This window comes from Pseudomonas edaphica, assembly GCF_965277385.1.
Lineage (GTDB): Bacteria > Pseudomonadota > Gammaproteobacteria > Pseudomonadales > Pseudomonadaceae > Aquipseudomonas > Aquipseudomonas edaphica.
Genome location: NZ_OZ255725.1, coordinates 3,472,947 through 3,497,813 on the forward strand (window position 1 = coordinate 3,472,947; position 24,867 = coordinate 3,497,813).

Here is a 24,867-nt window from a genome sequence, read left to right on the forward strand (position 1 = left end):
AGAGCGTGAATGCACCAAAGTCGGGTGATGCGGTCATAGCCCAGACTATCCATTAAAAAAGGGGGGTATTCGGATTGTGTATCAGCAAACCCTACGACGATGCCCAAAGGCAGCAGGTCTTGGGCGCAATTGAACAGGTCCGGGTAAATTTGGGTGCCGCTGCCGGGGCACTTTTTGCCGCTCGCGCTAGTCTTAGCGTGGATCGCTGTGACGCAAGTCACCGCACCTGTCTACGCTATCCTTGTGCGAGACTCACGCAGGAATCCAGCGCAATATGAATGTCCTGATCGTTGATGACGAACCCCAAGCCCGCGAGCGACTGAGCCGTTTGGTCAGTGAACTCGAGGGTTATACAGTCCTTGAACCGAGCGCCACCAACGGCGAAGAGGCGTTGACGCTGATCGACAGCCTCAAGCCGGACGTGGTGTTGCTCGATATCCGCTTGCCGGGCCTTGATGGCCTGCAAGTCGCCGCCCGTTTGAGTGAGCGAGAATCGCCACCTGCCGTGGTGCTGTGTGCCGCTCAAGAAGAGTTTTCCACCGAGACCCTGGAAGCCAGCGGTGTCAGCTTCATCGTCAAGCCGGTGGCGAGCGAAGCATTGCTCAAGGCCCTTAAGAAGGCCGAGCGACCAAACCGCGTGCAACTCGCTGCGCTGACCCAGCCGGCCGCCCAAAGTGGCAATGGGCCGCGCAGCCATATCAGCGCGCGGACCCGCAAGGGCATCGAGCTGATCCCGTTGGACCAGGTGGTCTACTTTATTGCCGATCACAAGTACGTGACCCTGCGTCACGAGACCGGCGAAGTGTTGCTCGACGAGCCGCTCAAGGCCCTTGAAGATGAGTTTGGCGACCGCTTCGTGCGCATCCACCGCAACGCACTGGTGGCGCGCGAGCGAATAGAACGCTTGCAGCGCACGCCTTTGGGGCACTTTCAGTTGTTCCTTAAAGGGCTTAACGGTGATGCCTTGATCGTCAGCCGACGTCATGTCGCCGGCGTGCGCAAGATGATGCAGCAGCTTTAGCCCAAGGGCTGTAGCGAGGCCTGCATTCCGATATCCCGGTGCGACGTGGCCAGGGAGGCCCCGCACTTGCTGATTCAAATCAAAGCGTGTTTGCCTGAGCTGTTATTATCTGCCGTATCTATTCAGTACGGATTGATCCATGTCCTCTCGCGAAATCCGCATCGCCACTCGTAAAAGCGCCCTGGCCTTGTGGCAGGCCGAATACGTCAAAGCACGCCTTGAACAGGCTCATCCCGGCCTCAAAGTATCCCTGGTGCCCATGGTGAGTCGCGGCGACAAGCTGCTTGACTCACCCCTGTCGAAGATCGGCGGCAAGGGCTTGTTCGTCAAGGAACTGGAAACCGCGCTGCTCGAAAACCAAGCCGACATCGCCGTGCATTCGATGAAAGACGTGCCCATGGACTTCCCCGAAGGCTTGGGCCTTTTTTGCATCTGCGAGCGTGAAGACCCGCGTGATGCCTTCGTCTCCAATACCTACGTGTCCCTGGATGACCTGCCGTTGGGCAGCGTCGTCGGCACCTCCAGCCTGCGTCGTCAGGCGCAATTGCTGACCCGTCGCCCGGACCTGCAGATTCGTTTTTTGCGCGGCAACGTCAACACCCGATTGGCCAAGTTGGACGCCGGCGAATATGACGCGATCATCCTTGCGGCTGCCGGCTTGATCCGCCTGGGCTTCGAAGACCGCATCACCTCGGCCATCAGCGTCGAAGACAGCTTGCCAGCCGGCGGGCAGGGCGCAGTCGGCATTGAATGCCGCACCGCCGACAGCGAAATCCATGCCTTGCTCAAACCCCTCGACCACCACGACACCGAAGTGCGTGTCACTGCTGAACGTGCCCTCAACAAGCACCTCAACGGTGGCTGCCAAGTGCCGATTGCCTGCTACGCGGTGCTTGAAGGTGAAAACCTCTGGCTGCGTGGCTTGGTCGGTGATCCGGACGGCGGCACGTTGCTCACCGCCGAGGTGCGTGGGCCACAACGTGACGCGACCGCCTTGGGTATCCAGGTCGCAGAAGAGTTGCTGGGCAAGGGCGCCGGCGCCATTCTGCAAAAAGTCTACGGCGAGGCCGGCCCGCAGTGACCGATTGGCGCGTGCTGCTGACGCGGCCCGCTGAAGAGTCGGCGGCCGTGGCTGCGTTGTTGGCCCAAGCTGGTATTTTCAGCAGCAGCCTGCCGTTGCTGGATACCGAAGCTTTGCCCGCCACGCCCGAGCAACGGGCTGTTTTTGCTGACCTGGGCCGCTATAGCGCGGTGATTGTGGTGAGCAAACCGGCTGCACGCCTGGCTGTGCAGCAATTGCAGCAGCCCTGGCCATTGTTGCCGTGGTTCAGTGTGGGCGCTGCCACTGCGCAGGTACTGGCCGATCACGGTCTCAACGTTCACTATCCGCAAACCGGCGACGACAGCGAGGCCTTGCTTCAATTGCCGGCCTTGCGCGAAGCTGCCGCGCAGCCCGGTGCCCGGGTGTTGATCCTGCGTGGCGAGGGCGGCCGGGAGTTGCTGGCTGAGCGTTTGCGTGAGCAAGGTGCTAGTGTCGATTATCTGGAGTTGTATCGTCGTTTCCTCCCGGCTTACCCCGCCGGGGCGCTGATGCAACGCATCCAGTTGGAACGCTTGAACGGCCTGGTGGTCAGCAGTGGGCAGGGTTTTTTACACCTGCAAGCCCTGGCCGGCCCCGATTGGCCGAAGGTGGCTCAGCTACCGTTGTTCGTGCCCAGCCCTCGCGTGTCTGAAATGGCGCGGGCCGCTGGTGCAGAAAAAGTTGTGGATTGTCGCGGCGCGAGTGCCGCGGCTTTGTTAGTGGCGTTGCGCAGCGCTGCCTCATAAGGCATGCGGCGCCCACTCTCTGATACGCAAAGGACGGATACGTGAGCGAAACAACCTTGCCTAAAGATGACACCCAACCCGCACTTGATGCGCCGGTTGAGTCGCAGGTCGCCGCGCCACGCCGTGGCAATGGCCTGGCGGTTGTGGCCCTGTTGCTCGGTGCCGCAGGCGTCGCCGCCGGTGGCTGGGGGATCTGGCAGGTCCGTGCCCTGCAAGCCAGCAGCCAGCAGCAGCTGGGCCAGGTACAGACCCTTGATGATCAATCCCAATCCCTCAAGCAAAGCCAGCAACAGCTGGCGGCGCGCCTGGCGCAGTTGCCTGGGGCGGACGAGCTTGAGGAGCGCCGCCGCCTGGTCGCCCAATTGCAGGGTGACCAGCAGCGTCTGAGCCAACGCCTTGAAACCGTGCTGGGCGCCAGTCGCCAGGACTGGCGCCTGGCTGAAGCCGAACACCTGATCCGCCTGGCCAGCTTGCGCCTCTCTGCCTTGCAGGACATCAACAGCGCCCAGTCACTGGTCCAGGGTGCTGACGAAATTCTGCGCGAACAGAGTGACCCAGGCGCCTACGCCGCCCGCGAGCAGTTGGCCAAGAGCCTTGCCGCGCTACGCAGTACCGAGCAACCCGACCGCACCGGTTTGTACCTGCAACTGGCGGCACTGCGCGATCAGGTCGTAGCGCTTGCGGCTATCGCACCGGAGTATCAGCTCACTGAACCTGCGTCCGAAGGGCGCTCGACCACCGATACGGAAAATCGCCTGAGCCAGTGGTGGGAGCAGATCTCTCGTTACTTCCGAATCGACTTCAACCCCGATGACAACATTCGCCCGTTGCTCGCCGGCCAAGGCCTGAATCAGGTGCGCCTGGCGCTGAGCCTGGCGCTGGAGCAAGCCCAGTGGGCCGCACTTAACGGCGAAACGGCGGTGTACAGCCGCTCGCTGGGTGAAGCGCGCAGCGTGCTGCAGGACAACTTCAATCAGGACAACCCGCAGAGCAAGGCGATGCTGGCGCGCATTGCCGAGCTCGAGCCCAAGGCGGTTTCGGTGGTGACGCCGGACCTGGCCAGCAGCCTGGCCGCAGTGCAGGCCTATCTTGAGCGCCGTCATCTGTCTGCCGATGAAGCCAAGGCGTCGGCGGGCACGCCGGCGACCCAGGAGTAGAGCCGATGAAGCGTTTTTATGTGATCCTGGTGTTGGCGGTTGCGATCGCTCTGGCACTGGGCGTGGGTATTTCGAAACACACCGGCTACGTGCTGATTACCTATCCCCATCTGCTGCATTACGAATCGAGCCTGTGGGCCACGCTGGTGGCGGTGTTTGCCGTCTTTCTGGTGATCTACCTGCTGCGTGTGCTGCTCAGCTTGCTCACCACCTCCGGTGGCGTAGTCAACCCGTGGTCGCGGCGTAACCGCAGCCGTCGTGTGCAGATAGCCATCGAGCAAGGCCAGATGGACCTCGCCGAGGGCCGCTGGGCCAGCGCCGAACGTCACCTGCACCGCGCTGCTGAAGCCGAGCGTCAGCCGTTGTTGTACTACCTCGGCGCCGCACGTGCTGCCAACGAACTGGGCCGGTATGCGGAGTCCGACGGTTTGCTGGAGCGTGCCTTGGAACGCCAGCCACAGGCGGAACTGGCTGTGGCCCTGAGCCATGCGCAACTGCAGATGGACCGTGGCGACACTGAAGGTGCGCTGGTGACGTTGCAAGCGATGTACGAGCGTCACCCACATAACGCGCAGGTCTTGCGCCAATTGCAGCGTCTGCATCAGCAGCGGGGCGATTGGCCGTCGGTGATTCGCTTGTTACCCGAACTGCGAAAGGACAAGGTACTTCCCGCTCCCGAGCTGGCTGAGCTTGAGCGCCGTGCCTGGGGTGAAAACCTTGGGCTGGCGGTCGAGCGTGAACAGCAGGGCGAAGCCGGGTTGCAGTCTTTGGAGAGAGCGTGGGAGCAACTGACCTCCGCCCAGCGCCAGGAACCGCAACTGGTGTTGGCTTACGCTGAGCAACTGCGTCGGCTGGGTGCTGACGCCAAGGCCGAAGAAGTGCTGCGTGGCGCAATCAAGCGCGGCTATGACAGCCATCTGATCCGGCTTTACGGTTTGTTGCGTGGCAGTGACCCGGGCCGTCAGCTGAAATTTGCCGAAGGCTGGCTCAAAGACCATCCGGGGGATGCCAGCCTGTTGTTGACACTGGGTCGCCTGTGTCTGCAAAACAGTCTGTGGGGCAAAGCACGCGACTATCTGGAAAGCAGCCTGCAAGTGCAGCGTAATCCCGAAGCCTGTGCCGAGCTGGCGCGCTTGCTGGCCCAACTGGGCGACACCGAGCGCAGCAACCAGTTGTTCCAGGAAGGTCTGGGGCTTCTGGACAGCCGCTTGCTGGCATCACCGCTGCCGGTGCCTGCGCGAGTGTAGGAATGAAGGTCAAGGTTGGCCGGACCTTTCTGAGGGCCAACCTTTCTTTATCGCGTAAAACCCGGGCGCTAAAGCCCTACGTAGCAAATTCCTACCGCCAACTGCTTGAAGTCATCCAGGTTCTGACGGCATATCCCCAGGCTGTTGCGGAATTGTCTGCTCTGGCGCGTATTGAAAGGAGTCAGGCCTTTACTCTACCGTAAGGGTCTATCTCCTGCGGTACGGATGACAATGTCTTTGGCCCCTTCACGCTCTCTGTTTCTCCTGGCGTTCTTGGCTGGTGCGCTGACGTTGGGTGCGTCTTTTTATCTTGAGTTCGGCGCGCTCTTGCGTCCTTGCTTCCTGTGTCAGGTGCAGCGCATCTTTTTGGCCGCCTTCACTCTGATTAACCTGGCTGCGGCGATTCATAACCCAAAACGTTCAGGGGTCTACCTATACGGGTTGGCCAGCATGGGCTGCGCAATGCTCGGGGCCATCACTGCGGTACGCCAGGTGTTGCTACAAAATGCCGCGCCGGAGCAGGCCAATGATTGCTGGCCCAGCCTTCACTACATGATTGAAAACCTGTCGTTATGGCAAGCACTGCAACTGACTGTAAAAGGCACCGTGGACTGCGTAGAGCTCAACTGGACACTGTTTGACCTGAGCCTGCCCGAATGGAGCCTGTTGTTCTTTTTGGCGATGCTGGTGCTCGGCATCATGCAGTTTTCACGATTGTTGCCGGGACGTCGCTTGCACCCTGCGAGGTATTGAAAATTCGCCGTAATGTGTAGGACGGGATTAAACACTTGTATGAACTTTCTCTCCTGCGTACCTTGAAGCCATAGTCATGCGGGCATAATCTGGCCCGCACGCGTTATAGAAACCGTTTGTGACATGCGGCCTTGTCCGGCTGCCGCCTCAATGTTTGAGGTGTTGCGCGGGCACAGGCGGCAGCGCCCCTATAGGGAAGAGAGATCACCATGCTGGAAAGTTGTCAGAATGCTCAGGAACGCTGGGGTGGAGTGCACAAGCTGATCGACAGCTGGTTGAAGGCACGTCACGAACTGGTTCGAGCCTTTGATGCTCTTGGCGCCAAGCCCGAGGCACTGGCTGAGAATCGCAAACCGTTGCAAGAGTTCTGCGGCGTGCTGATGGATTACGTATCTACGGGCCACTTTGGTGTCTACGATCAACTGACCAAGGAGGCTAAAGCCTTTGGCGATGATCGAGGGTTGGAGCTGGCTGATACTATCTATCCGCGCTTGGAGGCTATCACTGAGAAGCTCGTTGCCTTTAACGACCTGTGTGATGCCGGCAAGTGTGTCATTGAGAAATTCAAAGAGCTGGGTGGGTTGCTGCATGAGCGCTTCGAGTTGGAAGACTGCCTGATCGAAGTGCTGCACAACGCTCACAAAGAAGAGTCGGCCGCCCAGGCTTGACCCTCAGAGTGAGATAAAAAAACGGTGCGCATGGCGCACCGTTTTTTATTGGGTCAGTGGCGAGTGCCGAGCAATTCGATCTCGAACACCAGTGGTGTATACGGCGGGATCAACTCACCCGCACCGTCGGCGCCATAGGCCTGGGCGGAGGGGATTACCAAGCGCCATTTCGCGCCTACCGGCATCTGCTGCAGCGCGCTGCTCCAACCACTGATCACACTGTCCAGGCGAAACCATTGGGGCTGAGTGCTCTTGTCGAAGACTGTCCCATCGGGCAGCCGTCCTACGTAATTTACGTGCACCTCATCACTGGCCAGCGGTTTGCTGCCGTTGCCGGGTGCCAGCTCCGTTAGCAGGATGCCATCTGCCAGTTCACGCACGCCGCTGACGGATTTTTCCTTGGCTAAAAACTGCTGTTCGGCAGCGAGGGCTCTTTCGCTTTGTGGAACCTCGGCGTCGGCAGCGTTTTGTGCTTCGTGTTGCGCAAGGATCTGTTCGATGCGTGCATCGTCCAGCGCCAATGGCTTGCCCTGATAGGCTTGCTTGAGGCCATCGAGCAGGGCTTGGATCTGCAGGTCGGGAACCTGCTGGCGCAAGCGCTCGCCGAGGCTTGCGCCCAAACTGTAGGCAAGGTCGTGTGGGTCTGGGGCGGTGGTTTTGGACGGCGATTGCTCGCCTGCATTGGCCACGCCAATCGCCAAGCCAAGCACTAAAAAAAGATAACGCGACATGCTGTTTCTCCCGCCGAAAGTGCGACGGATTATGCCAGTGTGAGTGGGCAAAAAGTGCCGCAGTTTTTTGTTATATCGATAAGAATTTACTCACGGTGCAACGCAAGGCAATCGATACTGTCAACATGCCCTAGCGGCGGTAAGAGCAGAGGGCTAGTATGAGCCGCACCCACGTCAGCCAGGAGGTAAACCATGTCGGCCAAACAGAAGCCTGTTAATACCCCGTTGCATTTACTCCAACAACTTTCGGGCAGCTTGCTCGAACATCTGGAAAGCGCATGTTCCCAAGCGTTGGCCGATGCAGAAAAACTGCTCGCCAAACTGGAAAAACAACGCGGTAAAGCGCAAGAAAAGCTGCACAAATCCCGCACCAAACTGCAAGACGCCGCGACTGCCGGCAAAGCCAAGGCACAAGCCAAAGCCAAAGACGCGGTCAAAGAACTTGAGGACCTGCTGGACGCTCTCAAGGATCGCCAAGCTGAAACCCGCACTTACATTTCCCAACTCAAAAAAGATGCTCAGGAAAGCCTGAAACTGGCTCAGGGCGTTGGTCGAGTGAAAGAAGCTGTGGCTAAAGTATTGGGCGCCCGCACACCGGCAAAAGCTGCCGCGTCGAAAGCTCCAGCCAAGGCTGCGGCCAAGCCAGCTGCAAAAACTGCTGCTGCAAAACCAGCGGCCAAGCCAGTTGCTAAAACCGCTGCTGCAAAACCAGCGGCCAAGCCAGCTGCTAAAACCGCTGCTGCAAAACCAGCGGCCAAGCCAGCTGCTAAAACCGCTGCTGCAAAACCAGCGGCCAAGCCAGCTGCTAAAACCGCTGCTGCAAAACCAGCGGCCAAGCCAGCTGCTAAAACCGCTGCTGCAAAACCAGCGGCCAAGCCAGCAGCTAAAACCGCTGCTGCAAAGCCAGCGGCCAAGCCAGCAGCTAAAACCGCTGCTGCAAAGCCAGCGGCCAAGCCAGCAGCTAAAACCGCTGCTGCAAAGCCAGCGGCCAAGCCAGCAGCTAAAACCGCTGCTGCAAAGCCAGCGGCCAAGCCAGCAGCTAAAACCGCTGCTGCAAAACCAGCGGCCAAGCCAGCTGCTAAAACTGCTGCTGCGAAACCAGCCGCCAAGCCAGCTGCTAAAACTGCTGCTGCGAAACCAGCCGCCAAGCCAGTGGCTAAACCCGCTGCTGCAAAACCAGCCGCTAAGCCAGCTGCCAAACCTGCTGCCGCGAAACCGGCCGTTAAGCCAGCTGCCAAACCTGCTGCCGCTAAGCCAGCTGCAAAGCCAGCCGTTGCCAAGCCTGCTCCGGCCAAGCCAGCAACTCCGGCAGCCGCGCCTGCTACCCCGGCAGCGTCCAGCGCTCCAACCGCATCGGCCAGCAGCACCCCTGCACCGGTAGCGCCAAGCACCACCCCAACCAGCGCTTCCTAAGTGCGGGTGGCCACGACGCGCAGCTGCTGCAGCGCGTCGTGGTCAAGGTTGGCGGCTTCGGTCGCCAAGCCTTCCAGCCATTTCGGTTGACTCACTTCCCCAGTCGGCCATGCCTGCGCCAACGCTTCCAGGCGCGCTAACAATTCCCGTTCGGCCTCCAGCTCCAGAGCTTTGACTCGCTCGCGTAACGCCGCAAGCGGCAAATCCTGTTGCGCCAGGGATCGCCATTGCATGCGCATCTGTCGTAACGGTTTGACCACCGTTTTTTGCCAAGGGCGTGCTAGCTGCTGCAGTGCCTGAATACGCGCGGGCTCAAGTGCAACGCCACGCTGCTCCAGCCAGGCGCCACACAGCAACAGGCACACATCCGCGCCTTGTTCCTGCAAGCGCAGGCACGCGGCTTCGCACCCTGGGCGGGCGTAAATCGATAGGGCAAAGCTCCACAGGTCAGCGCACATATTCACACCCAAGCCAGCGGCCAACGAAGCTGGTAGACTCCGCCGCCATTATGATCCGACTTCAAAGCCTAACATTACAGCGTGGCCCGCAACGTCTTCTTGAAGACGCCGAGCTGACCCTGCACGCCGGTCACAAAGCCGGCTTGATCGGTGCCAACGGCGCCGGCAAATCCACGTTGTTCGCCCTGTTGCTGGGTGAGCTGACCCCGGATTCCGGGGACTGCTTGCTGCCGGCCGACTGGCGCATCGCCCATATGCGCCAGGAGATCGACACCCTCGACCGCATTGCGATCGACTACGTGCTCGATGGCGACCTGCGCCTGCGCCAGGTGCAACACGACCTGGCCGAGGCCGAGAAAGCCCAGGACGGCGCCGCTCAGGCCCGCCTGCACTCGGAGCTGGACAGTGCCGACGGTTACACCGCCGACGCCCGCGCCCGCAAGATGCTGGCCGGTCTTGGGTTTACCAACGAACAGATGGATCGCCCGGTCGCCGACTTCTCCGGTGGCTGGCGCATGCGCCTGAACCTGGCCCAGGCGCTGATGTGCCCCTCGGACTTGTTGCTGCTCGACGAACCGACCAACCACTTGGACCTCGATGCGATCCTGTGGCTGGAAGACTTCCTCAAGAACTATCAGGGCACGTTGTTGCTGATTTCCCACGACCGGGACTTCCTCGACGCCGTGGTCGATAACATTGCCCACGTCGAACAGAAGAAAATCACGCTGTACCGAGGCGGCTACACCGCGTTCGAACGCGCGCGCGCCGAGCGTCTGGCCCAGCAGCAACAGGCCTTCGAAAAGCAGCAGGCGCAACGTGCGCACATGGAAAGCTACATCGCCCGGTTCAAGGCCCAGGCCACCAAGGCCCGCCAGGCCCAGAGCCGGATCAAGGCGCTGGAGCGCATGGAAGAGCTGTCGGCGGCCCATGTCGATTCGCCGTTCGACTTTGTATTCCGTGAGTCGGTGAAAATCTCCAGCCCCTTGCTGGATCTTTCGGATGCACGCCTGGGTTATGGCGATAAAACCATCCTGGAGAAGGTCAAGCTGCAGCTCACGCCGGGTGCGCGCATCGGTTTGCTTGGCCCTAACGGTGCGGGCAAATCGACGCTGATCAAGAACCTGTCCGGCGAGCTTGAGCCTTTGGCCGGCCGCCTGACCCGTGGCGAGAACACGGTGGTGGGCTACTTCGCCCAGCATCAGCTGGATTCCCTGGATTCCAAGGCGAGCCCGTTACTGCACTTGCAGCGTCTGGCGCCGACCGAACGCGAGCAAACGTTGCGCGACTTCCTCGGCGGTTTCGACTTCCGTGGCGCACGCATCGATGAGCCGGTGCTGAATTTCTCGGGCGGCGAAAAAGCCCGTCTGGCCCTGGCGTTGATTGCCTGGGACAGGCCGAACCTGCTGCTGCTCGACGAACCGACCAACCACCTGGACCTGGAGATGCGCCTGGCGTTGACCATGGCCTTGCAGGAGTTCAGCGGTGCGGTGCTGGTGGTGTCTCACGATCGCCACTTGCTCAAGAGCACCACCGACAACTTCTTGCTGGTGGCTGATGGCAAGGTCGAAGAGTTCGACGGCGACCTGGACGACTATGCGCGCTGGCTGACCGATTACCGCCTGCGCAACGCGCCGGTGAGTAATACGCCGGTGAACCCCGACAAGACCGACAAGAAGGCCCAGCGCCAGGCCGCCGCTGCCCTGCGCCAGCAGTTGGCGCCGCACAAGCGCGAAGCTGACAAGCTGGAAGCCGAACTGGGCAAGGTGCATGAGCGCCTGGCCAAAATCGAAACCAGCCTGGGCGACAGCGCCGTCTACGAGGCGGCGCGCAAGGACGAGCTGCGCGACCTGCTGGCCGAACAGGCCAAGCTCAAGGTGCGCGAAGGGCAGTTGGAGGAGACCTGGATGGAAGCCCTCGAAGTGCTCGAAACCTTGCAAGCGGAGCTGGAGGCGCTGTCCTGATGGAAGCGTTGCAGTTGCCGCTGCCGGCACAATGGATCGCGCCGATCTGGGTCGGCGTGCAGATACTGCTGATCCTGCTGGCGGGTTATTTCGCCCAGCGCTTCGTGGCCAAGGGCTTGAATCGACTGGGTGAACGCTACCCGTTGCCACCGCAGTTGCTGATGCCACTGCGTGGCGGCCTGCGCTGGCTGATCATGGGCAGTGCGCTGATTTTTGTGCTGGAGCGCCTGGGCGTTTCCGCCACCGTGTTGTGGACGGCGTTGTCGGGGTTTGTCGCAGTCGCGGCCGTGGCGTTTTTTGCCATGTGGTCGGTACTGTCCAACCTGCTGTGTGCGATTTTGATCTTCACTGTTGGGCCGTTTCGCCTCGGTGATATCGTCGAACTGGTGGATACCGTCGACAAGCCGGGCGTAAAAGGCCGGGTGGTGGCGATTAACTTGCTCTACACCACATTGATCGAAGTGGAGGAGGCTGGCACTGACAGTGCGATGGTACAGGTGCCAAACAGTCTGTTCTTCCAGCGCTCGGTGCGACGTTGGCCAGGTACCCATATGTTTCCGGGTGACCGTTGACACTCAATGCGGGTAAAAATCTGTAGCCAGCCTTCACTCGGCGGAGTTAGCTTTAGGCATAACCGCTAATTCTTCTCTGAGGTGTGTAATGGCACTCGACACATGGCTGGCCTTTTTCCTGGCCAGTTGGATCATCTCTCTTTCCCCCGGCGCTGGTGCCATCGCTTCGATGTCCAGCGGCCTGCAATACGGTTTCCTGCGCGGCTACTGGAACGCCATTGGCCTGCAACTGGGCCTGGCGATGCAGATCGCCGTGGTGGCGGGCGGCCTTGGTGCCATTCTTGCGGCCTCTTCGACCGCGTTTTATGCGATCAAGTGGTTTGGTGTGGCGTATCTGGTGTACCTGGCCATCAAACAGTGGCGCGCCTTGCCGATGGACATGAGCGAGGATGCGACGATACGCCCGATCGGCAAGCCAATGGCGATGATGTTCCGTGGCTTCCTGGTCAACGCCAGCAACCCCAAGGCCCTGGTGTTCATGCTGGCGGTTCTGCCGCAGTTCGTGAACCCGCAGGCGCCGCTGTTGGTCCAGTACCTGATCCTGGGCGCAACCATGATCAGCGTCGATATGATCGTAATGGCGGGTTACACGGGGCTTGCGTCGAAAGTCTTGCGGCTGCTGCGCACGCCCAAGCAGCAAAAACGCATGAACCGCACGTTTGCAGGCTTGTTTGTGGGAGCTGCGGGGTTTCTCGCCAGTTTGCATCGCGCAACGGCTTGATTGACGAAAACCGGCTAAAAATGTGGGAGCTGGCTTGTCGAGTCGTCGCACCGCTGCGATAGCATCACCGAGGTGTAACTGACGTACCGCAGTGTCTGCATCGCAGGCAAGCCAGCTCCCACATTTGTTATGTGTTGGCTTTGAGATGACGGCTCAACGAAGAATCTTCGGCGCTTCGTCCCTTGGCAGGTTATTGCGCAATGCAGGCTTGCCCGGGTCTGCGTAGCCACCTCCCAGCTGTTCCGCCAGTTGGCGCGCCACATCCTCACCCAAGGCTTTCGACACTTCCCGCACCACACGCGGCCGGTTCAGGCTCACACGTACGTCACGGTTGTTCACCAGCTTGGTGTCCTGGCCTTCACCCATGGCGGTAAATGCCGAGGTGATCTCGAAGGTGCGGGTATTGATCAGGCTGAAATCGGCCACCAACGTCAGGCCCAGCACTGCTGAGTAGCTGTTGGTGTGGTCCAGTGCGTTGATGTCCTGGGTGAAGTCGATGTCTGACAGCGTACCGAACAGCACATAGTCCGCGCCCTTGAAGTTACCGGCCTTGATGCGTTTGATCACATCATAGACGTCACCCTTGGCGTTGGCGGTGTAAGGCGTGCCCTGCACCAGCTGAAACTGGTGCGACTTGAGGATCTCGCCCTTGATATCGCCGCTGAATTTACGCAATTCAGTCTGTTCGATGTAGCTGGTGCGGCTCTCGTACTCGCTGTAGGCCGAGGCACCGCTGGCGTTGTACGCGCTGGCCTGGAAGTTGTTGCTGGCCGACACCGCGTGGATGTACTCCTCGACGCGCGCCTCATAGGCCAGGTCGGTGACCGCGATCTTCGGGGCGGCCGAGGCGCCAAAGGCGCACAGCAGGCTGATCATGCCGATCCATGCACGCATTGCTTAGCGCTCCGTGGTCTTGCGGATTTCTTTCTCGTCCATCCATTCGGCCAGGCCGCTTTCAACGTCGATCAGTTGCAGGCTGAACTTGTAGAACACGTCCTTGTAGTCCGAGCTGCGCTTGACGATGGAGCTGATGGAACCTTCCAGGCGGTACTTGGCGGCGACCATGTTGCCGGTCTTGCTCACCGTGGATTTCTTGTACAGGCCGCTCTGGTTTTGCAGCTTGAGCTGGTCGACCTGGCTTTGCATGTCGGTGTTATCGCTGGCGAAACGCGCGGTGCCGGTTTTCATCAGCTGGGTCTTGATCGACGTGGTGATCTCGCGGGTATCGATGTACTCGCTGGTCTTGTTCTTCACGTCATAGACCTGTACCACCGGGCGGCCTTGCAGGATGCCGGACTGGGCCAGGGAGCGGGTCATGCTCTCGGCAATCATCTGCAGGTCGGTGGAGCCGAACTCGTTGGTCACCAGCTCCACGGCCTTGGAGTCGCCGTAGCTGATGTTCTTGCCGCCGAGTACCGGCGAGGTGTTGGAGCAACCGCTGGCCAGAAGGGCAACGAGGGCGAGAATCGAGAAGCGTGCAAACATGGGGAAATCTCTCTGAATACGGTTAGCGCAGCGGCTCAAGGGGTTTTCACTTCGAGACGGAAGTCAGCGGCCTGGGGCAGGTTGGCGATTGCCGGCAGGAACGTTGCCTGGTTGGCGTACAGGTTCAGCACTTTCCAGGTTTCTTCATCACCCACCGGGAAACCATCGGCACCCAGCCAGGCGAAGCGGTAATACATCATCTGGTTGCTGCTGGTGATGTTGCTCAACTGCACCTTGGCGGTCAGGAAGCCATTTTCGCGGGCCACGCGAATGGCGCCGACGGCGATGCCCTTGAACTTGCCCATCACCACGATTTTGCTGGCGGCGCTGCCGGGTTCCGGTGGCGGCGCAGTGGCGCAGCCGACGAGCAGGACCAGCGCCAGGGCGCCGAGGATGAAATGACGCATAACGTGCTCCTTAAGGTTGTTTGAGGGCGATAGCCTGGGCGGAACTGCTCGGCACCACATGGGCTGCAAGGCCACCGGCGAACACCTGGTTGCCGACCACGCGCAGGGTGATGACCTGATAGCGCTGGTCGGCCTTGACCGTCACCCGCGTGCCGCCCAGTGCGTTGGGCAAGCTGACTTGGTGCTCGCCGTGCTTGAGGCGCAGGCGTGTCACTTGGGTCATGTCCGGCAGGGTGCGCCAGGTGCGGGTGTCGGCGCCTTCGGTCACGGCCGAGGCGATGCCCAGCACCAGCCCCGCCATGGGGTTGGTCTTGTTCAGGTTGTTTTGTGTCACGCCACGGCTGACCGCACGCACAGTGGTGCGCAGGATGATCCCCGGCATGTCGTCACGCAGGGCGCGGCGGGACATGGCGGTGGTGCTGTTGAGCGCGGTGAGGTTCTGCTGTTTTCCGTCGACGCCGATCTGGCCGAAGGCCTGGGTGGAAGTGTCGGCCTTGATCACCGGGAACGACAGCGGGGTGATCACCAAGTGGCCGTCAATCGGAATCGGCAGCGGCAGGCGGATCGAGTCACGCGCCGGTGCCAGGCCACTCTGCACCACGATGAGTACATCGGTCTCGTCGGCGCCGACCTTGGACTTGTCCAGGTCCAACAACGCCTGTTCCAGCAGCGGTGTGTTGGGGCGCAACTCGGCAGCCTTGCGATAGCCCGGTGCAGCCAGGTCTTTTTCACCCAGGGCTTCGTAGACAAAGCCTGCCAGGTAATGGCTGAACGCACTCTGGTAACTGTTCTTCAGGCCGACCACTTCCGGCGCGTCCAGCGCTTCCACCGGGTAGCCGCGCAGGTCTTTGATCTGGGTAGTGACGCCCTGGCGCTCGGCTTCGTTTTCGCGCTTTAAGTATTCCTTGTCCCGCAGGTCGGCGATTACGGCTTCGCGCTCGTGGGTCTTCTTGATCTCGGTGCGGGCGCCGTCGAAATCATTCAGGGCCAGCAGGTTCAGGGCCATCTGGGTGGTCAGCATGACTTTTTCGTAGTCATAACCTTCGTAGCGACGCACCTTGTCGTTGACCAGGAAGCTGCCGAACTGGGCGAGGTACTTTTCGCTGTCGAACTTGACCGATTCTTCCCACTTGAACACTTGCAGGTCGGCGCTGCGCCAGGCGGTCTGGCTGCCGGTGAGGTCGCCTTTGGCGCGCAACAACTCGCCCTTTTCAAAGAAGTAGAGCAGGTCCTTGTCTTCGCCGGTGTTGTTTTTTTCCAGCAGGGTCAGGGCGCCGTCGACGTTACCGGTGGCCAACTGCTGGTTGGTGGCTTGCAGCTCGGTGTCGTAGCTGCGAAACATTGAACAACCGGAGAGCAAGGTAACCGCCGCCAGTGTGAGCGGGGTTAAGGCGCGAAATGCCATGCAAACTTCTTCCCTGAGAGTGATCGGCTGATGTGCAAATTCCTCATAAAAACGAGGAAATAAATTCCCTTTTGCAATAACAGGGCGCGGCATTATAGGCGTCATTGCTGGCAAAACAATGGCTTTTTGCCGCTGCAAGTCGCGCTGAGATGCCATTGCTTGTCTCTTGATTGCACGGGGCTCACAGGCGCCAAATCACGAACGCCTTGAGTCAAACGCTTTAAAATTCAACAATGTGTTACTTCGTATTTCCCTTTGAGATTCATTCATGATTGCCCCCATCCGTTTTCTCGCCTGGTTGCTGCTGCCAGCCTTGATGTCGTGCAGCTTCAACCTGCTGGCCGCGACTGCCGAGGGCGCCCCACAAGCCCTGCATTTGTTGGACTACATTGGCGCTGACTACCCTCCGACGGTGGAGGCGGGCAAGGTTATCGATGAATCCGAATATCGCGAACAAGTAGAGTTTCTCGGGGTGTTGCAGGGCCTGGTGGCCGAGCTGCCGCAAAGGCCGGAGCGCGCCGAGTTGGTCAAGGGTGTCGACGAATTGTCAGCGGCTGTATCCGCTCACCAGGACGGCGCGACCGTCGCCCGCCAAGCCCGTCAGTTGGGCGCCAAGTTGGCGGTGGCCTATGAAGTCAGCCAGGCGCCGGCTATCACGCCAGACCCTGCGCGGGGTGCGCCGCTGTACGCCCAGCACTGCTCGGTGTGCCACGGTACTGCCGGTGCGGGTGATGGCCCGGCGTCCACGGGCATGACGCCGCCGCCAGCGAACCTGCGCGATGCGGTACGTCTGGACCGCCTCAGTCTCTACGCGATTTACAACACGTTGGGCCTGGGTGTTGAAGGCACCGACATGCCGTCCTTTGCCGACCAGTTGGATGATCGTCAGCGCTGGGACCTGGCCACCTATATCGCCAGTTTCACCGCTGACCCCGCTGCGGCAAAAACCGAACAGCCGTTCAACCTCGCCGACCTGGCGCGCCAGACGCCCAATGAGGTATTGGCCGCAAATGGCCCGGCCGCTGCCGCGACGTTCCGCGCCCAGCGTGCGCAGCCGCCGCAGGTCAAGCGTGGCCCGGCGCAGTTGCTCGACTACACCGCGACCACGTTGGACAAGAGCCTCGCCGCGTTCCGCAACGGCGATCACGAACAGGCCTATGACCTTTCGGTCGCAGCGTACCTGGAAGGCTTTGAGCTGGTAGAAAGCTCCCTGGATAACGTCGACGCCAACGTGCGTAAAGACACCGAGAAAGCCTTGATGGCCTACCGGCAGTCGTTGCAGGACGGCCTGCCGGTCGAGCAGGTACAACAGCGCCTGGACGTGGCCAAGGGCAAACTCACCGAATCCGCCGGATTGTTGGGCAGTGATGGCCTGAGCTGGTCGCTGAGCTACATCTCTGGTTTGCTGATTCTGCTGCGCGAAGGCCTTGAGGCGATCCTGGTACTGGCGGCGATCCTGGCGTTCCTGCGTAACACCGGCCAGCAATCGGCGGTGCGCAGTGTCAACGTCGGTTGGGGCTTGGCGTTGCTGGCCGGCTTGGCGACCTGGGCGTTGGCGGCGTATGTGATTGACGTGAGCGGCGCCCAGCGCGAATTGCTCGAAGGCTGCACGGCGTTGTTCGCCAGTGTGATGGTGTTGTGGCTGGGCGTGTGGATGCATGACCGACGCCACGCGGCGGCCTGGCAGGATTACATCAAGAGCAGCCTGGTCGGTGGCGGTGGCCGTTTCGGTTTCGCGATGCTGGCGTTTTTCTCGGTATACCGCGAGCTGTTCGAGGTGATCCTGTTCTACGAAACCCTGTGGCTGCAGGCGGGTCCTGCCGGACACAACGCGGTACTGGCGGGCGGCGCCACGGCGCTGGTGCTGCTGGTAGGGTTGGCGTGGGTGATCCTGCGCGGCTCGGCGAAACTGCCGCTGGCGTTGTTCTTCGGTATCAACGCGGCGCTGCTGTGCGCGCTGTCGGTGGTGTTCGCCGGGCACGGCGTCAAGGCCTTGCAGGAAGCGGGCATCTTCGGCACACGGCCGGTGGCGTTCTTTGATTTCGACTGGCTGGGCATTCATGCCGATGCGTACTCGTTGAGTGCGCAGGCTGTGGCGATCCTGGCGATTGTGGTGCTGTACGGCCGCAGTCGCCTGGCCGAGAAGCGTCGAGTGGTGGCATAAGCATGCGGGTGTGGATCGATGCAGACGCCTGCCCGCGAGCAGCCAAGGACCAAGTGGTGAAGTTCGCGCTCAAGCGCCAGTTCGAAGTGGTGCTGGTGGCGGGTCAGAGCCAGATCAAGCCGAGCTTTGCCTGTGTGAAGCTGATCGTGGTGCCCAGCGGCCCGGACGCGGCGGATGACTATCTGGTGGAGCACGCCGTGCCCGGTGAGTTGGTGATCTGCAGCGACGTGCCGTTGGCCGACCGCCTGGTGAAGAAGGGCGTCACAGCCCTCGACCCCCGCGGCAAGGAGTTCAGCCCGGCGAATATGAGTGAGCGACTGGCGGTGCGCAACCTGTTCACCGACCTGCGTGAGCAGGGCCAGATGGGCGGCGGCCCACCGCCCCATGGTGAAAAGGACAAGCAGGCGTTTGCCAATGCGCTGGACCGTATCCTCACCCGATTAATGCGCCAGGCCTGACCTTGCAGTGAGTGGGTTTGTTGTAGCAGCTGGTCTTGGTGTGCCGGGCAGGCTTGTTGTGGCAGGCAGGCCTGTTGTGGCGAGCAGGCTTGCCCTGCGTTGGGCTGCGCAGCAGCCCTAAACCTCACAACCTCGCACAACCTGACACACCGCGCTGCCTGAATTGGGGCGGCCTCGCCACCCAGCGCAGGGCAAGCCTGCTCGCCACAACAGGCCAGCTCGCCACAGCCACTCACTCATCGCGGGTTAATCATTCTCGTGGGTCAGTTCCAGCACGCGATCCACCAACTTGTTGATGCCTGACGCCACCTCGCTGATGCGCTTGCCGAGCATGTAGGCCGGCGTAGTCACCAGCTTGCGGGCCTTGTCCTCGACGATATCCTCGACAGCGCACTCCTGATGAGTGGCGCCCATCTTGTCCAGGGCCGCCGCCGTGTCGGGGCAGTTGCCGATGGTGCAGGTCACGCCGGGGCCGTAGATTTTTGCGGCCAGGGCTGGCGAGATGCAGATCAGTCCCACAGGCTTGCCGGCTTCGGCAAAGGCTTCGGCCAGCTCCAGCACTTGCGGGTTGACGCTGCAACCGGCGCCCTCCACGGCAAAGTTCGAGAGATTCTTCGCTGCGCCAAACCCGCCAGGCACGATCAGTGCGTCGAACTCGTCGGCGTTGGCTTCACGAATGTCTTTCACCTCACCTCGAGCGATGCGCGCCGACTCCACCAGCACATTGCGCGACTCGGGCATCTCTTCACCGGTAAGGTGGTTGATCACGTGCAGCTGCGCAATGTCTGGCGCAAAACATTGGACCTGAGCGCCGCGCTGATCCAGGCGCAGCAGCGTGATCACACTTTCATGAATCTCTGCGCCGTCGTACACGCCGCAGCCGGAAAGGATCACTGCAATCTTTTTGCTCATGGGCATCTCTCCTGTTTTTGTGGCGTTAAATGTCTACTAATTTGTCACCTGTTGCCAATGGGATCTCCTGCGGCTACACCTAATCTTGATGTAACAAAAATACATCGGACTAGCCCATGGACTTCGTGCCTTACGCGGTACCGTTTTTTATTGCCTTGATCGTGGTCGAGCTGCTGGCCGATCGCTGGCGCGGTGAACGCAATTATCGGGTGGCGGACGCTATCAACAGCCTCAGCACCGGTGTGCTGTCCACCACCACCGGGTTGTTGACCAAAGGCGTGGGCCTGCTGACCTACGCGTTTGCCCTCAAGCACCTGGCGCTTATTGAGCTGCCTGCCCAAAGCGTGTGGACCTGGGTGTTCGCCTTTGTGTTTTACGACTTCTGTTACTACTGGCTGCACCGCTGCGGCCATGAGCGCAACATCCTCTGGGCTGCGCACTCGGTGCATCACCAGAGCGAGGACTACAACCTCACCACCGCGTTGCGCCAGACCAGTACCGGCTTCCTGCTGAGCTGGATCTTCTACTTGCCCCTGGCCGTCGTGGGCGTGCCGTTGGTGGTGTTTATCAGCGTGGCCTCGCTCAATCTCCTGTATCAATTCTGGGTACACACCCGTCACGTGCCCAAGCTCGGCTGGTTCGAGTGGTTTTTCGTCACGCCGTCCAATCATCGTGCCCACCATGCACAAAACGCTCTCTACATGGATCGCAACTACGGCGGGGTGTTCATTATTTGGGACCGCCTGTTCGGCAGCTTCCAGGAAGAAGACGATAACGAGCCGGTGATCTTCGGCGTAACCACGCCGTTGGCCAGTTGGAACCCGCTATGGGCCAACCTGCAGTTTTATGCACAGTTGTGGAGTGATGCGCGGCGCACTGAGAGCTGGTGGGACAAGCTGCGTATCTGGTTCATGCGCACCGGCTGGCGCCCGGCGGACGTGAAAGCCAAGTACCCGATGGCCAAGCCCGACTTGAGCCAGTTCCGCAAATTCGAGGTGCCGCTGGACGCGCGCCAGCAGGTATATATCGCCCTGCAATTTGCAGCGTATGTAGGGTTTGGCAGTTACCTGATGAATTTCGGCGAGGGGCTGCCCACGGCGGCGCTGGTGCTGGGCTGGAGTGCGATGGCGCTGGGGCTGTTCACCTTGGGCGTGGCCCTGGAGAATCGGCCGTGGGCGCTGAAAGCCGAGCTGGTGCGCCTGGGACTGAATGTGCCGTTGGTGTGGCTGGCGCCGCTGGTCGGCTTGTGGCCGGCCAGCAGCCTGGGCTGGCTGGGCCTGGTGAGTTACAGCTTGCTCAGTGCGATCGGCCTCTACTGTTGCAGAAGCCGGCTTACTCGACTGGCGTCTTAGGCGGTTGCTCCGGGGCCGGCTCGGCAGCCAGCCGGGCCTTGGCCTCCGCACAGGCTTCGCGGGCGATACGCGCGTTCTTGAAGCGCCGGCGCAGCCACAGGCCAAAGCCCAGCAATAGCAACGCGCCCAGCACCCACAGCTCGTATTTCTTGACGCTGCCGAGCATGCCTTCCAGCACCGCGCCGAAGTGGTAGGCCGCCGCGCCCAAGGCCGCGGCCCAGATGGCGGCGCCGATGCCGTTGAGAATCAAGTAGCGGGCCGGCGGGTAGCCCGACAGGCCAATAGCCACCGGCATCACGGTGCGCAATCCATAAACGAAGCGGAAGCTCAGCACCCAGATATCCGGGTGCTTGCGGATATGTTCCAGGGCCTTGTCACCCATCAATTGCCAACGCGGCTTGCGCGCCAGCAGCTTGCGCCCGTGTTTGCGCCCCAGGAAATACCACAGCTGGTCGCCGGCATAGCTGCCAAAAAAGGCAACGACCACCACCAGGTTGATATCCATGTAGCCACGGAACGCCAGGAAGCCTGCGAGAACCAAAATGGTTTCGCCTTCAAAGAAGGTGCCCAGGAAGAGCGCAAAGTAGCCGAAGTCATGCAGAAATTGTTGAAGCATGGTCTGGGGAGCTGGCGAAATGAACGCGCAGCCTACGCCTTCGTGAACATTCATGAAAGTATCGAGATGTGTCACGAAGTGAACAATTCCTACATAAACGACGAATGCGACTACAGGTCGCATCGATAAGCACAACTGTCATTCCTTCGTCATAATGGCCGCTTATAACTGCAACGCTCGCCCGTAAACGCGGGCTCAGGAGTCTGTCGTGAGCTTTACCCCTGCCAATCGCCTGTTCCCCGCCACCCGTCTGCGACGCAATCGCCGTGATGATTTTTCTCGCCGCCTTGTACGTGAAAATGTACTGACGCCGAATGATCTGATCCTGCCGGTGTTTGTGCTGGACGGCGAAAATCGTCGGGAGGCTGTGGCGTCGATGCCGGGCGTGGAGCGCTTGACCATTGATTTGCTGCTTGAAGAGGCAGCCGGTTGGGTTGAACTGGGGATTCCGGCATTGGCGCTGTTCCCGGTGACACCGGCCGAGCTCAAGTCCCTCGACGCCGCCGAAGCCTGGAACCCGGAAGGCATCGCCCAGCGCGCCACCCGGGCCTTGCGTGAGTGTTTCCCGGAACTGGGTGTAATCACCGACGTGGCGCTGGACCCGTTCACCACCCACGGCCAGGATGGCATTCTCGACGAAGACGGCTATGTTCAGAACGACATCACCGTTGATGCGCTGGTCAAGCAGGCCTTGTCCCATGCAGCAGCAGGCGCCCAGGTGGTGGCACCGTCGGACATGATGGACGGCCGCATCCAGGCGATCCGCGAAGCCCTGGAACTGGCCGGCCACGTCAATGTGCGCATCATGGCCTACTCGGCCAAGTACGCCAGCGCCTATTACGGCCCGTTCCGCGATGCGGTGGGTTCGGCGTTGAACCTGGGCAAGGCCAACAAGGCCTCGTACCAGATGGACCCGGCCAACAGCCATGAAGCGCTTCACGAAGTGGCGGCCGACCTGGCCGAAGGCGCCGACATGGTGATGGTCAAGCCCGGGATGCCTTACTTGGACATCCTTTATCGGGTCAAAGAGGAATTCAAGGTGCCGACCTTTGTCTATCAGGTCAGCGGTGAATACGCCATGCACATGGCCGCGATCCAGAATGGTTGGTTGAGTGAAGGGGTGATCCTCGAATCCCTGACTGCCTTTAAACGTGCGGGCGCTGATGGCATTCTGACCTACTTCGCCGCCCGCGCTGCCCAATTGCTTAGAGAGCAACAATAGCCCTCACAGGAACACTCGATGAATACCGAAGGACTCTCCGAAGTTGCTGTAAAAGACGCTCACCCGGTGGTTGAACAGATCGCCGAAACCCCACCGGAGCTGGAGCCGGCTGCGCCTGCTGTGGTGGCTGAAGCGCCCGCGCCGGCCCCGGTGGCAGCGGTGACCAACCTGGATGACAGCAGCCTGTACATCCATCGTGAGCTGTCACAACTGCAATTCAACATCCGCGTGCTGGAGCAGGCGCTGGATGAGTCCTATCCACTGCTGGAGCGGCTTAAATTCCTGCTGATCTTCTCCAGCAACCTGGACGAGTTCTTCGAAATCCGCGTTGCCGGCCTCAAAAAGCAAATCACCTTTGCCCGCGAACAAGCCGGTGCCGACGGCCTGCAGCCGCATCAGGCCCTGGCGCGCATCAGCGAGCTGGTGCACGGCCATGTGGACCGCCAATACGCGATCCTCAACGACATCCTGCTGCCGGAACTGGAAAAACATCAGGTCCGCTTCATCCGTCGTCGTCACTGGACCACCAAGATCAAGACCTGGGTGCGTCGCTACTTCCGTGACGAGATTTCACCGATCATCACCCCGATCGGCCTCGACCCGACGCACCCGTTCCCGTTGCTGGTGAACAAGAGCCTCAACTTTATTGTTGAGCTGGAAGGCATCGATGCCTTCGGTCGCGATTCTGGCCTGGCGATCATCCCGGCGCCGCGTCTGTTGCCACGGATCATCAAGGTACCGGAAGAAGTAGGGGGCGCTGGCGATAACTATGTATTCCTCTCGTCGATGATCCACGCGCATGCCGATGACCTGTTCCAGGGTATGAAGGTCAAGGGCTGCTATCAGTTTCGCCTGACCCGTAACGCCGACCTGGCGCTGGACTCCGAAGACGTCGAAGACTTGGCCCGCGCCCTGCGCGGCGAGCTGTTCTCGCGGCGCTATGGCGATGCGGTACGTCTGGAAGTGGCGGATACCTGCCCCAAACACCTGTCGGACTACCTGCTCAAGCAGTTCAACCTGGCCGAGTCCGAGTTGTACCAGGTCAATGGTCCGGTGAACCTGACGCGTCTGTTCAGTATCACCGGCCTGGACAGCCACCCGGAGCTGCAATACACGCCGTTCACGCCGCAGATCCCGAAACTGCTGCAAAACAGCGAGAACATTTTCAGCGTGGTGAGCAAGCAGGACATTCTGCTGTTGCACCCGTTCGAGTCGTTCACGCCAGTGGTCGACCTGCTGCGCCAGGCCGCCAAGGACCCGCATGTGTTGGCTGTGCGCCAAACCCTGTACCGCTCTGGCGCCAACTCGGAAATCGTCGATGCGCTGGTAGACGCTGCGCGTAACGGCAAGGAAGTCACGGCGGTGATCGAGCTGCGTGCGCGGTTTGACGAAGAGTCCAACCTGCAACTGGCCAGCCGCCTGCAAGCGGCCGGTGCGGTGGTGATCTACGGCGTGGTCGGCTTCAAGACCCACGCCAAGATGATGCTGATCCTGCGTCGCGAAGCTGGTGAGATCGTGCGTTATGCCCACTTGGGCACCGGTAACTATCACGCCGGCAACGCCAAGCTCTACACCGACTACAGCCTGCTCACCTCCGACGACGCTTTGTGTGAGGACGTCGGCAAGTTGTTCAGCCAGTTGATCGGCATGGGCAAGACCTTGCGCATGAAGAAGCTGCTGCACGCGCCGTTCACGCTCAAGAAGGGCATGCTCGACATGATTGCCCGCGAAACCCAGTTCGCCCTCGACGGCAAGCCGGCGCACATCATCGCCAAGTTCAACTCGCTGACCGATCCGAAGATCATCCGCGCGCTGTACAAGGCCAGCCAGTCCGGGGTGCGCATCGACCTGGTGGTGCGTGGCATGTGCTGCCTGCGCCCGGGCATTGTGGGTGTGTCACATAACATCCATGTGCGCTCGATCATCGGCCGCTTCCTGGAGCACACACGGGTGTTCTACTTCCTCAACGGCGGCGAGGAGCAGATGTTCCTCTCCAGTGCCGACTGGATGGAGCGCAACCTCGACAAGCGTGTGGAGACCTGCTTCCCGGTCGAAGGCAAGAAGCTGATCATGCGGGTCAAGAAAGAGCTGGAAAGCTACCTCACCGACAACACCCACAGCTGGAGCCTGCAATCGGACGGGCGCTACGTGCGCAACACCCCGACCGGCAACCAGAACCCGCGCAGTGCGCAGGCGACGTTGCTGGAGAAGCTGGGTAGCCCGATTCTTGCGGTGAACTAAAAGCCTGCACAAACCTAATGTGGGAGCGGGCTTGCTGTGGCGAGGGAGCTTGCTCCCGTTGACTGCGCAGCAGTCT

24 protein-coding genes are annotated in these 24,867 nt (G+C 60.7%); 16 read left to right on the forward strand and 8 right to left on the reverse strand.

What is annotated here, in order from left to right; genetic code table 11:
- The first annotated feature begins 274 nt into the window (after positions 1-274).
- The 7 genes from ACQY47_RS15625 (at position 275) to ACQY47_RS15655 (ending at position 6,673) form a co-directional block, all read left to right on the forward strand.
- Positions 275-1,021 (forward strand): LytR/AlgR family response regulator transcription factor, encoded by a 747-nt coding sequence (locus ACQY47_RS15625; RefSeq protein WP_099550278.1) that lies wholly within the window; start codon positions 275-277, stop codon positions 1,019-1,021.
- A gap of 139 nt (positions 1,022-1,160) precedes the next feature.
- Positions 1,161-2,102 carry a hydroxymethylbilane synthase gene (gene hemC, locus ACQY47_RS15630; protein ID WP_428550086.1) on the forward strand — a complete coding sequence of 314 codons (942 nt, stop codon included), beginning with the start codon at positions 1,161-1,163 and terminating at the stop codon, positions 2,100-2,102.
- Positions 2,099-2,848: a uroporphyrinogen-III synthase gene (locus ACQY47_RS15635; RefSeq protein WP_428550089.1), complete on the forward strand. Its 750-nt coding sequence runs from the start codon at positions 2,099-2,101 to the stop codon at positions 2,846-2,848. The genes hemC and ACQY47_RS15635 overlap by 4 nt, the downstream gene beginning before the upstream one ends.
- A 41-nt stretch (positions 2,849-2,889) precedes the next feature.
- On the forward strand, positions 2,890-4,005 hold the full coding sequence (locus ACQY47_RS15640; RefSeq protein WP_138451793.1) for a uroporphyrinogen-III C-methyltransferase: 1,116 nt from the start codon (positions 2,890-2,892) through the stop codon (positions 4,003-4,005).
- A 5-nt stretch (positions 4,006-4,010) separates the two neighbouring features.
- On the forward strand, positions 4,011-5,252 hold the full coding sequence (locus ACQY47_RS15645; protein WP_017135005.1) for a heme biosynthesis protein HemY: 1,242 nt from the start codon (positions 4,011-4,013) through the stop codon (positions 5,250-5,252).
- Between the two features lie 231 nt (positions 5,253-5,483).
- On the forward strand, positions 5,484-6,005 hold the full coding sequence (locus ACQY47_RS15650; protein ID WP_138451789.1) for a disulfide bond formation protein B: 522 nt from the start codon (positions 5,484-5,486) through the stop codon (positions 6,003-6,005).
- Between the two features lie 209 nt (positions 6,006-6,214).
- Positions 6,215-6,673 (forward strand): Rsd/AlgQ family anti-sigma factor, encoded by a 459-nt coding sequence (locus ACQY47_RS15655; protein ID WP_017135007.1) that lies wholly within the window; start codon positions 6,215-6,217, stop codon positions 6,671-6,673.
- Positions 6,674-6,726: 53 nt separating this feature from the next.
- Here ACQY47_RS15655 and ACQY47_RS15660 read toward each other — a convergent pair whose 3' ends face one another.
- On the reverse strand, positions 6,727-7,404 hold the full coding sequence (locus tag ACQY47_RS15660) for an FKBP-type peptidyl-prolyl cis-trans isomerase (RefSeq protein ID WP_428550094.1): 678 nt from the start codon (positions 7,402-7,404) through the stop codon (positions 6,727-6,729).
- Positions 7,405-7,596: 192 nt separating this feature from the next.
- Between ACQY47_RS15660 and ACQY47_RS15665 the strand changes: the two genes are divergently transcribed.
- Positions 7,597-8,817: an AlgP family protein gene (locus tag ACQY47_RS15665; protein WP_428550097.1), complete on the forward strand. Its 1,221-nt coding sequence runs from the start codon at positions 7,597-7,599 to the stop codon at positions 8,815-8,817.
- Here ACQY47_RS15665 and ACQY47_RS15670 read toward each other — a convergent pair.
- Complete coding sequence (locus ACQY47_RS15670; protein ID WP_428550100.1) at positions 8,814-9,275, reverse strand: TIGR02444 family protein; 462 nt, start codon at positions 9,273-9,275, stop codon at positions 8,814-8,816. The genes ACQY47_RS15665 and ACQY47_RS15670 overlap by 4 nt on opposite strands.
- A 50-nt stretch (positions 9,276-9,325) precedes the next feature.
- Between ACQY47_RS15670 and ACQY47_RS15675 the strand changes: the two genes are divergently transcribed.
- From ACQY47_RS15675 to ACQY47_RS15685, 3 genes are all read left to right on the forward strand, one after another.
- Complete coding sequence (locus ACQY47_RS15675; protein WP_056860786.1) at positions 9,326-11,236, forward strand: ATP-binding cassette domain-containing protein; 1,911 nt, start codon at positions 9,326-9,328, stop codon at positions 11,234-11,236.
- On the forward strand, positions 11,236-11,808 hold the full coding sequence (locus ACQY47_RS15680; RefSeq protein ID WP_428550104.1) for a mechanosensitive ion channel domain-containing protein: 573 nt from the start codon (positions 11,236-11,238) through the stop codon (positions 11,806-11,808). Before ACQY47_RS15675 ends, ACQY47_RS15680 begins: the two co-directional genes overlap by 1 nt.
- 88 nt (positions 11,809-11,896) lie before the next feature.
- The gene (locus ACQY47_RS15685; protein WP_017135232.1) at positions 11,897-12,529 is read left to right on the forward strand and encodes a LysE family transporter; all 633 of its coding nucleotides are present in this window, start codon (positions 11,897-11,899) and stop codon (positions 12,527-12,529) included.
- 153 nt (positions 12,530-12,682) lie between these two features.
- Here the strand turns inward: ACQY47_RS15685 and ACQY47_RS15690 are convergent, their stop codons facing one another.
- The 4 genes from ACQY47_RS15690 to ACQY47_RS15705 are packed head-to-tail and all read right to left on the reverse strand — an operon-like array spanning position 12,683 to position 15,826.
- Positions 12,683-13,423, reverse strand: coding sequence for a penicillin-binding protein activator LpoB (locus ACQY47_RS15690; protein ID WP_428550108.1), 741 nt, complete (start codon positions 13,421-13,423; stop codon positions 12,683-12,685).
- A gap of 3 nt (positions 13,424-13,426) precedes the next feature.
- Entirely contained in the window at positions 13,427-14,014 is a 588-nt protein-coding gene (lpoB, locus tag ACQY47_RS15695; RefSeq protein ID WP_017135234.1) for a penicillin-binding protein activator LpoB, read from the reverse strand.
- A gap of 35 nt (positions 14,015-14,049) precedes the next feature.
- Complete coding sequence (locus tag ACQY47_RS15700; protein WP_428550111.1) at positions 14,050-14,421, reverse strand: YcfL family protein; 372 nt, start codon at positions 14,419-14,421, stop codon at positions 14,050-14,052.
- 10 nt (positions 14,422-14,431) lie between these two features.
- Positions 14,432-15,826 (reverse strand): COG3014 family protein, encoded by a 1,395-nt coding sequence (locus ACQY47_RS15705; RefSeq protein WP_428550114.1) that lies wholly within the window; start codon positions 15,824-15,826, stop codon positions 14,432-14,434.
- A 268-nt stretch (positions 15,827-16,094) separates the two neighbouring features.
- Here ACQY47_RS15705 and ACQY47_RS15710 point away from each other — a divergent pair, with 268 nt between their 5' ends.
- The gene (locus tag ACQY47_RS15710; RefSeq protein ID WP_428550117.1) at positions 16,095-17,990 is read left to right on the forward strand and encodes an FTR1 family protein; all 1,896 of its coding nucleotides are present in this window, start codon (positions 16,095-16,097) and stop codon (positions 17,988-17,990) included.
- Positions 17,991-17,992: 2 nt separating this feature from the next.
- A complete protein-coding gene (locus tag ACQY47_RS15715; protein ID WP_017135238.1) occupies positions 17,993-18,448 on the forward strand; it encodes a YaiI/YqxD family protein in 456 nt (151 codons plus the stop codon).
- A 246-nt stretch (positions 18,449-18,694) separates the two neighbouring features.
- Here ACQY47_RS15715 and elbB read toward each other — a convergent pair whose 3' ends face one another.
- Entirely contained in the window at positions 18,695-19,360 is a 666-nt protein-coding gene (gene elbB, locus ACQY47_RS15720) for an isoprenoid biosynthesis glyoxalase ElbB (protein WP_017135239.1), read from the reverse strand.
- A 116-nt stretch (positions 19,361-19,476) separates the two neighbouring features.
- On the opposite strand from elbB, the gene ACQY47_RS15725 reads away from it, so the two are divergent.
- A complete protein-coding gene (locus tag ACQY47_RS15725) occupies positions 19,477-20,712 on the forward strand; it encodes a sterol desaturase family protein (RefSeq protein ID WP_017135240.1) in 1,236 nt (411 codons plus the stop codon).
- On the opposite strand, the gene ACQY47_RS15730 is transcribed toward ACQY47_RS15725, so the two are convergent.
- Positions 20,693-21,328: a DedA family protein gene (locus tag ACQY47_RS15730; RefSeq protein WP_428557362.1), complete on the reverse strand. Its 636-nt coding sequence runs from the start codon at positions 21,326-21,328 to the stop codon at positions 20,693-20,695. The two genes, ACQY47_RS15725 and ACQY47_RS15730, sit on opposite strands and share 20 nt — an antisense overlap.
- A 208-nt stretch (positions 21,329-21,536) precedes the next feature.
- Between ACQY47_RS15730 and hemB the strand changes: the two genes are divergently transcribed.
- Together hemB and ppk1 are read left to right on the forward strand one after the other, a co-directional pair.
- Positions 21,537-22,550: a porphobilinogen synthase gene (gene hemB / locus ACQY47_RS15735; protein ID WP_428550122.1), complete on the forward strand. Its 1,014-nt coding sequence runs from the start codon at positions 21,537-21,539 to the stop codon at positions 22,548-22,550.
- Positions 22,551-22,568: 18 nt separating this feature from the next.
- A complete protein-coding gene (gene ppk1 / locus ACQY47_RS15740; protein WP_017135242.1) occupies positions 22,569-24,791 on the forward strand; it encodes a polyphosphate kinase 1 in 2,223 nt (740 codons plus the stop codon).
- Positions 24,792-24,867 lie beyond the last annotated feature (76 nt).

Excerpts from the sequence above, each read along its gene's own strand:
- ACQY47_RS15625 (WP_099550278.1), top strand. The coding sequence starts at position 275 with ATGAATGTCCTGATCGTTGATGACGAACCCCAAGCCCGCGAGCGACTG.
- hemC (WP_428550086.1), top strand. The coding sequence starts at position 1,161 with ATGTCCTCTCGCGAAATCCGCATCGCCACTCGTAAAAGCGCCCTGGCC.
- ACQY47_RS15645 (WP_017135005.1), top strand. The coding sequence starts at position 4,011 with ATGAAGCGTTTTTATGTGATCCTGGTGTTGGCGGTTGCGATCGCTCTG.
- ACQY47_RS15650 (WP_138451789.1), top strand. The coding sequence starts at position 5,484 with ATGTCTTTGGCCCCTTCACGCTCTCTGTTTCTCCTGGCGTTCTTGGCT.
- ACQY47_RS15655 (WP_017135007.1), top strand. The coding sequence starts at position 6,215 with ATGCTGGAAAGTTGTCAGAATGCTCAGGAACGCTGGGGTGGAGTGCAC.
- ACQY47_RS15660 (WP_428550094.1), bottom strand. The coding sequence starts at position 7,404 with ATGTCGCGTTATCTTTTTTTAGTGCTTGGCTTGGCGATTGGCGTGGCC.
- ACQY47_RS15665 (WP_428550097.1), top strand. The coding sequence starts at position 7,597 with ATGTCGGCCAAACAGAAGCCTGTTAATACCCCGTTGCATTTACTCCAA.
- ACQY47_RS15670 (WP_428550100.1), bottom strand. The coding sequence starts at position 9,275 with ATGTGCGCTGACCTGTGGAGCTTTGCCCTATCGATTTACGCCCGCCCA.
- ACQY47_RS15675 (WP_056860786.1), top strand. The coding sequence starts at position 9,326 with ATGATCCGACTTCAAAGCCTAACATTACAGCGTGGCCCGCAACGTCTT.
- ACQY47_RS15680 (WP_428550104.1), top strand. The coding sequence starts at position 11,236 with ATGGAAGCGTTGCAGTTGCCGCTGCCGGCACAATGGATCGCGCCGATC.
- ACQY47_RS15685 (WP_017135232.1), top strand. The coding sequence starts at position 11,897 with ATGGCACTCGACACATGGCTGGCCTTTTTCCTGGCCAGTTGGATCATC.
- ACQY47_RS15690 (WP_428550108.1), bottom strand. The coding sequence starts at position 13,423 with ATGCGTGCATGGATCGGCATGATCAGCCTGCTGTGCGCCTTTGGCGCC.
- lpoB (WP_017135234.1), bottom strand. The coding sequence starts at position 14,014 with ATGTTTGCACGCTTCTCGATTCTCGCCCTCGTTGCCCTTCTGGCCAGC.
- ACQY47_RS15700 (WP_428550111.1), bottom strand. The coding sequence starts at position 14,421 with ATGCGTCATTTCATCCTCGGCGCCCTGGCGCTGGTCCTGCTCGTCGGC.
- ACQY47_RS15705 (WP_428550114.1), bottom strand. The coding sequence starts at position 15,826 with ATGGCATTTCGCGCCTTAACCCCGCTCACACTGGCGGCGGTTACCTTG.
- ACQY47_RS15710 (WP_428550117.1), top strand. The coding sequence starts at position 16,095 with ATGATTGCCCCCATCCGTTTTCTCGCCTGGTTGCTGCTGCCAGCCTTG.
- ACQY47_RS15715 (WP_017135238.1), top strand. The coding sequence starts at position 17,993 with ATGCGGGTGTGGATCGATGCAGACGCCTGCCCGCGAGCAGCCAAGGAC.
- elbB (WP_017135239.1), bottom strand. The coding sequence starts at position 19,360 with ATGAGCAAAAAGATTGCAGTGATCCTTTCCGGCTGCGGCGTGTACGAC.
- ACQY47_RS15725 (WP_017135240.1), top strand. The coding sequence starts at position 19,477 with ATGGACTTCGTGCCTTACGCGGTACCGTTTTTTATTGCCTTGATCGTG.
- ACQY47_RS15730 (WP_428557362.1), bottom strand. The coding sequence starts at position 21,328 with ATGCTTCAACAATTTCTGCATGACTTCGGCTACTTTGCGCTCTTCCTG.
- ppk1 (WP_017135242.1), top strand. The coding sequence starts at position 22,569 with ATGAATACCGAAGGACTCTCCGAAGTTGCTGTAAAAGACGCTCACCCG.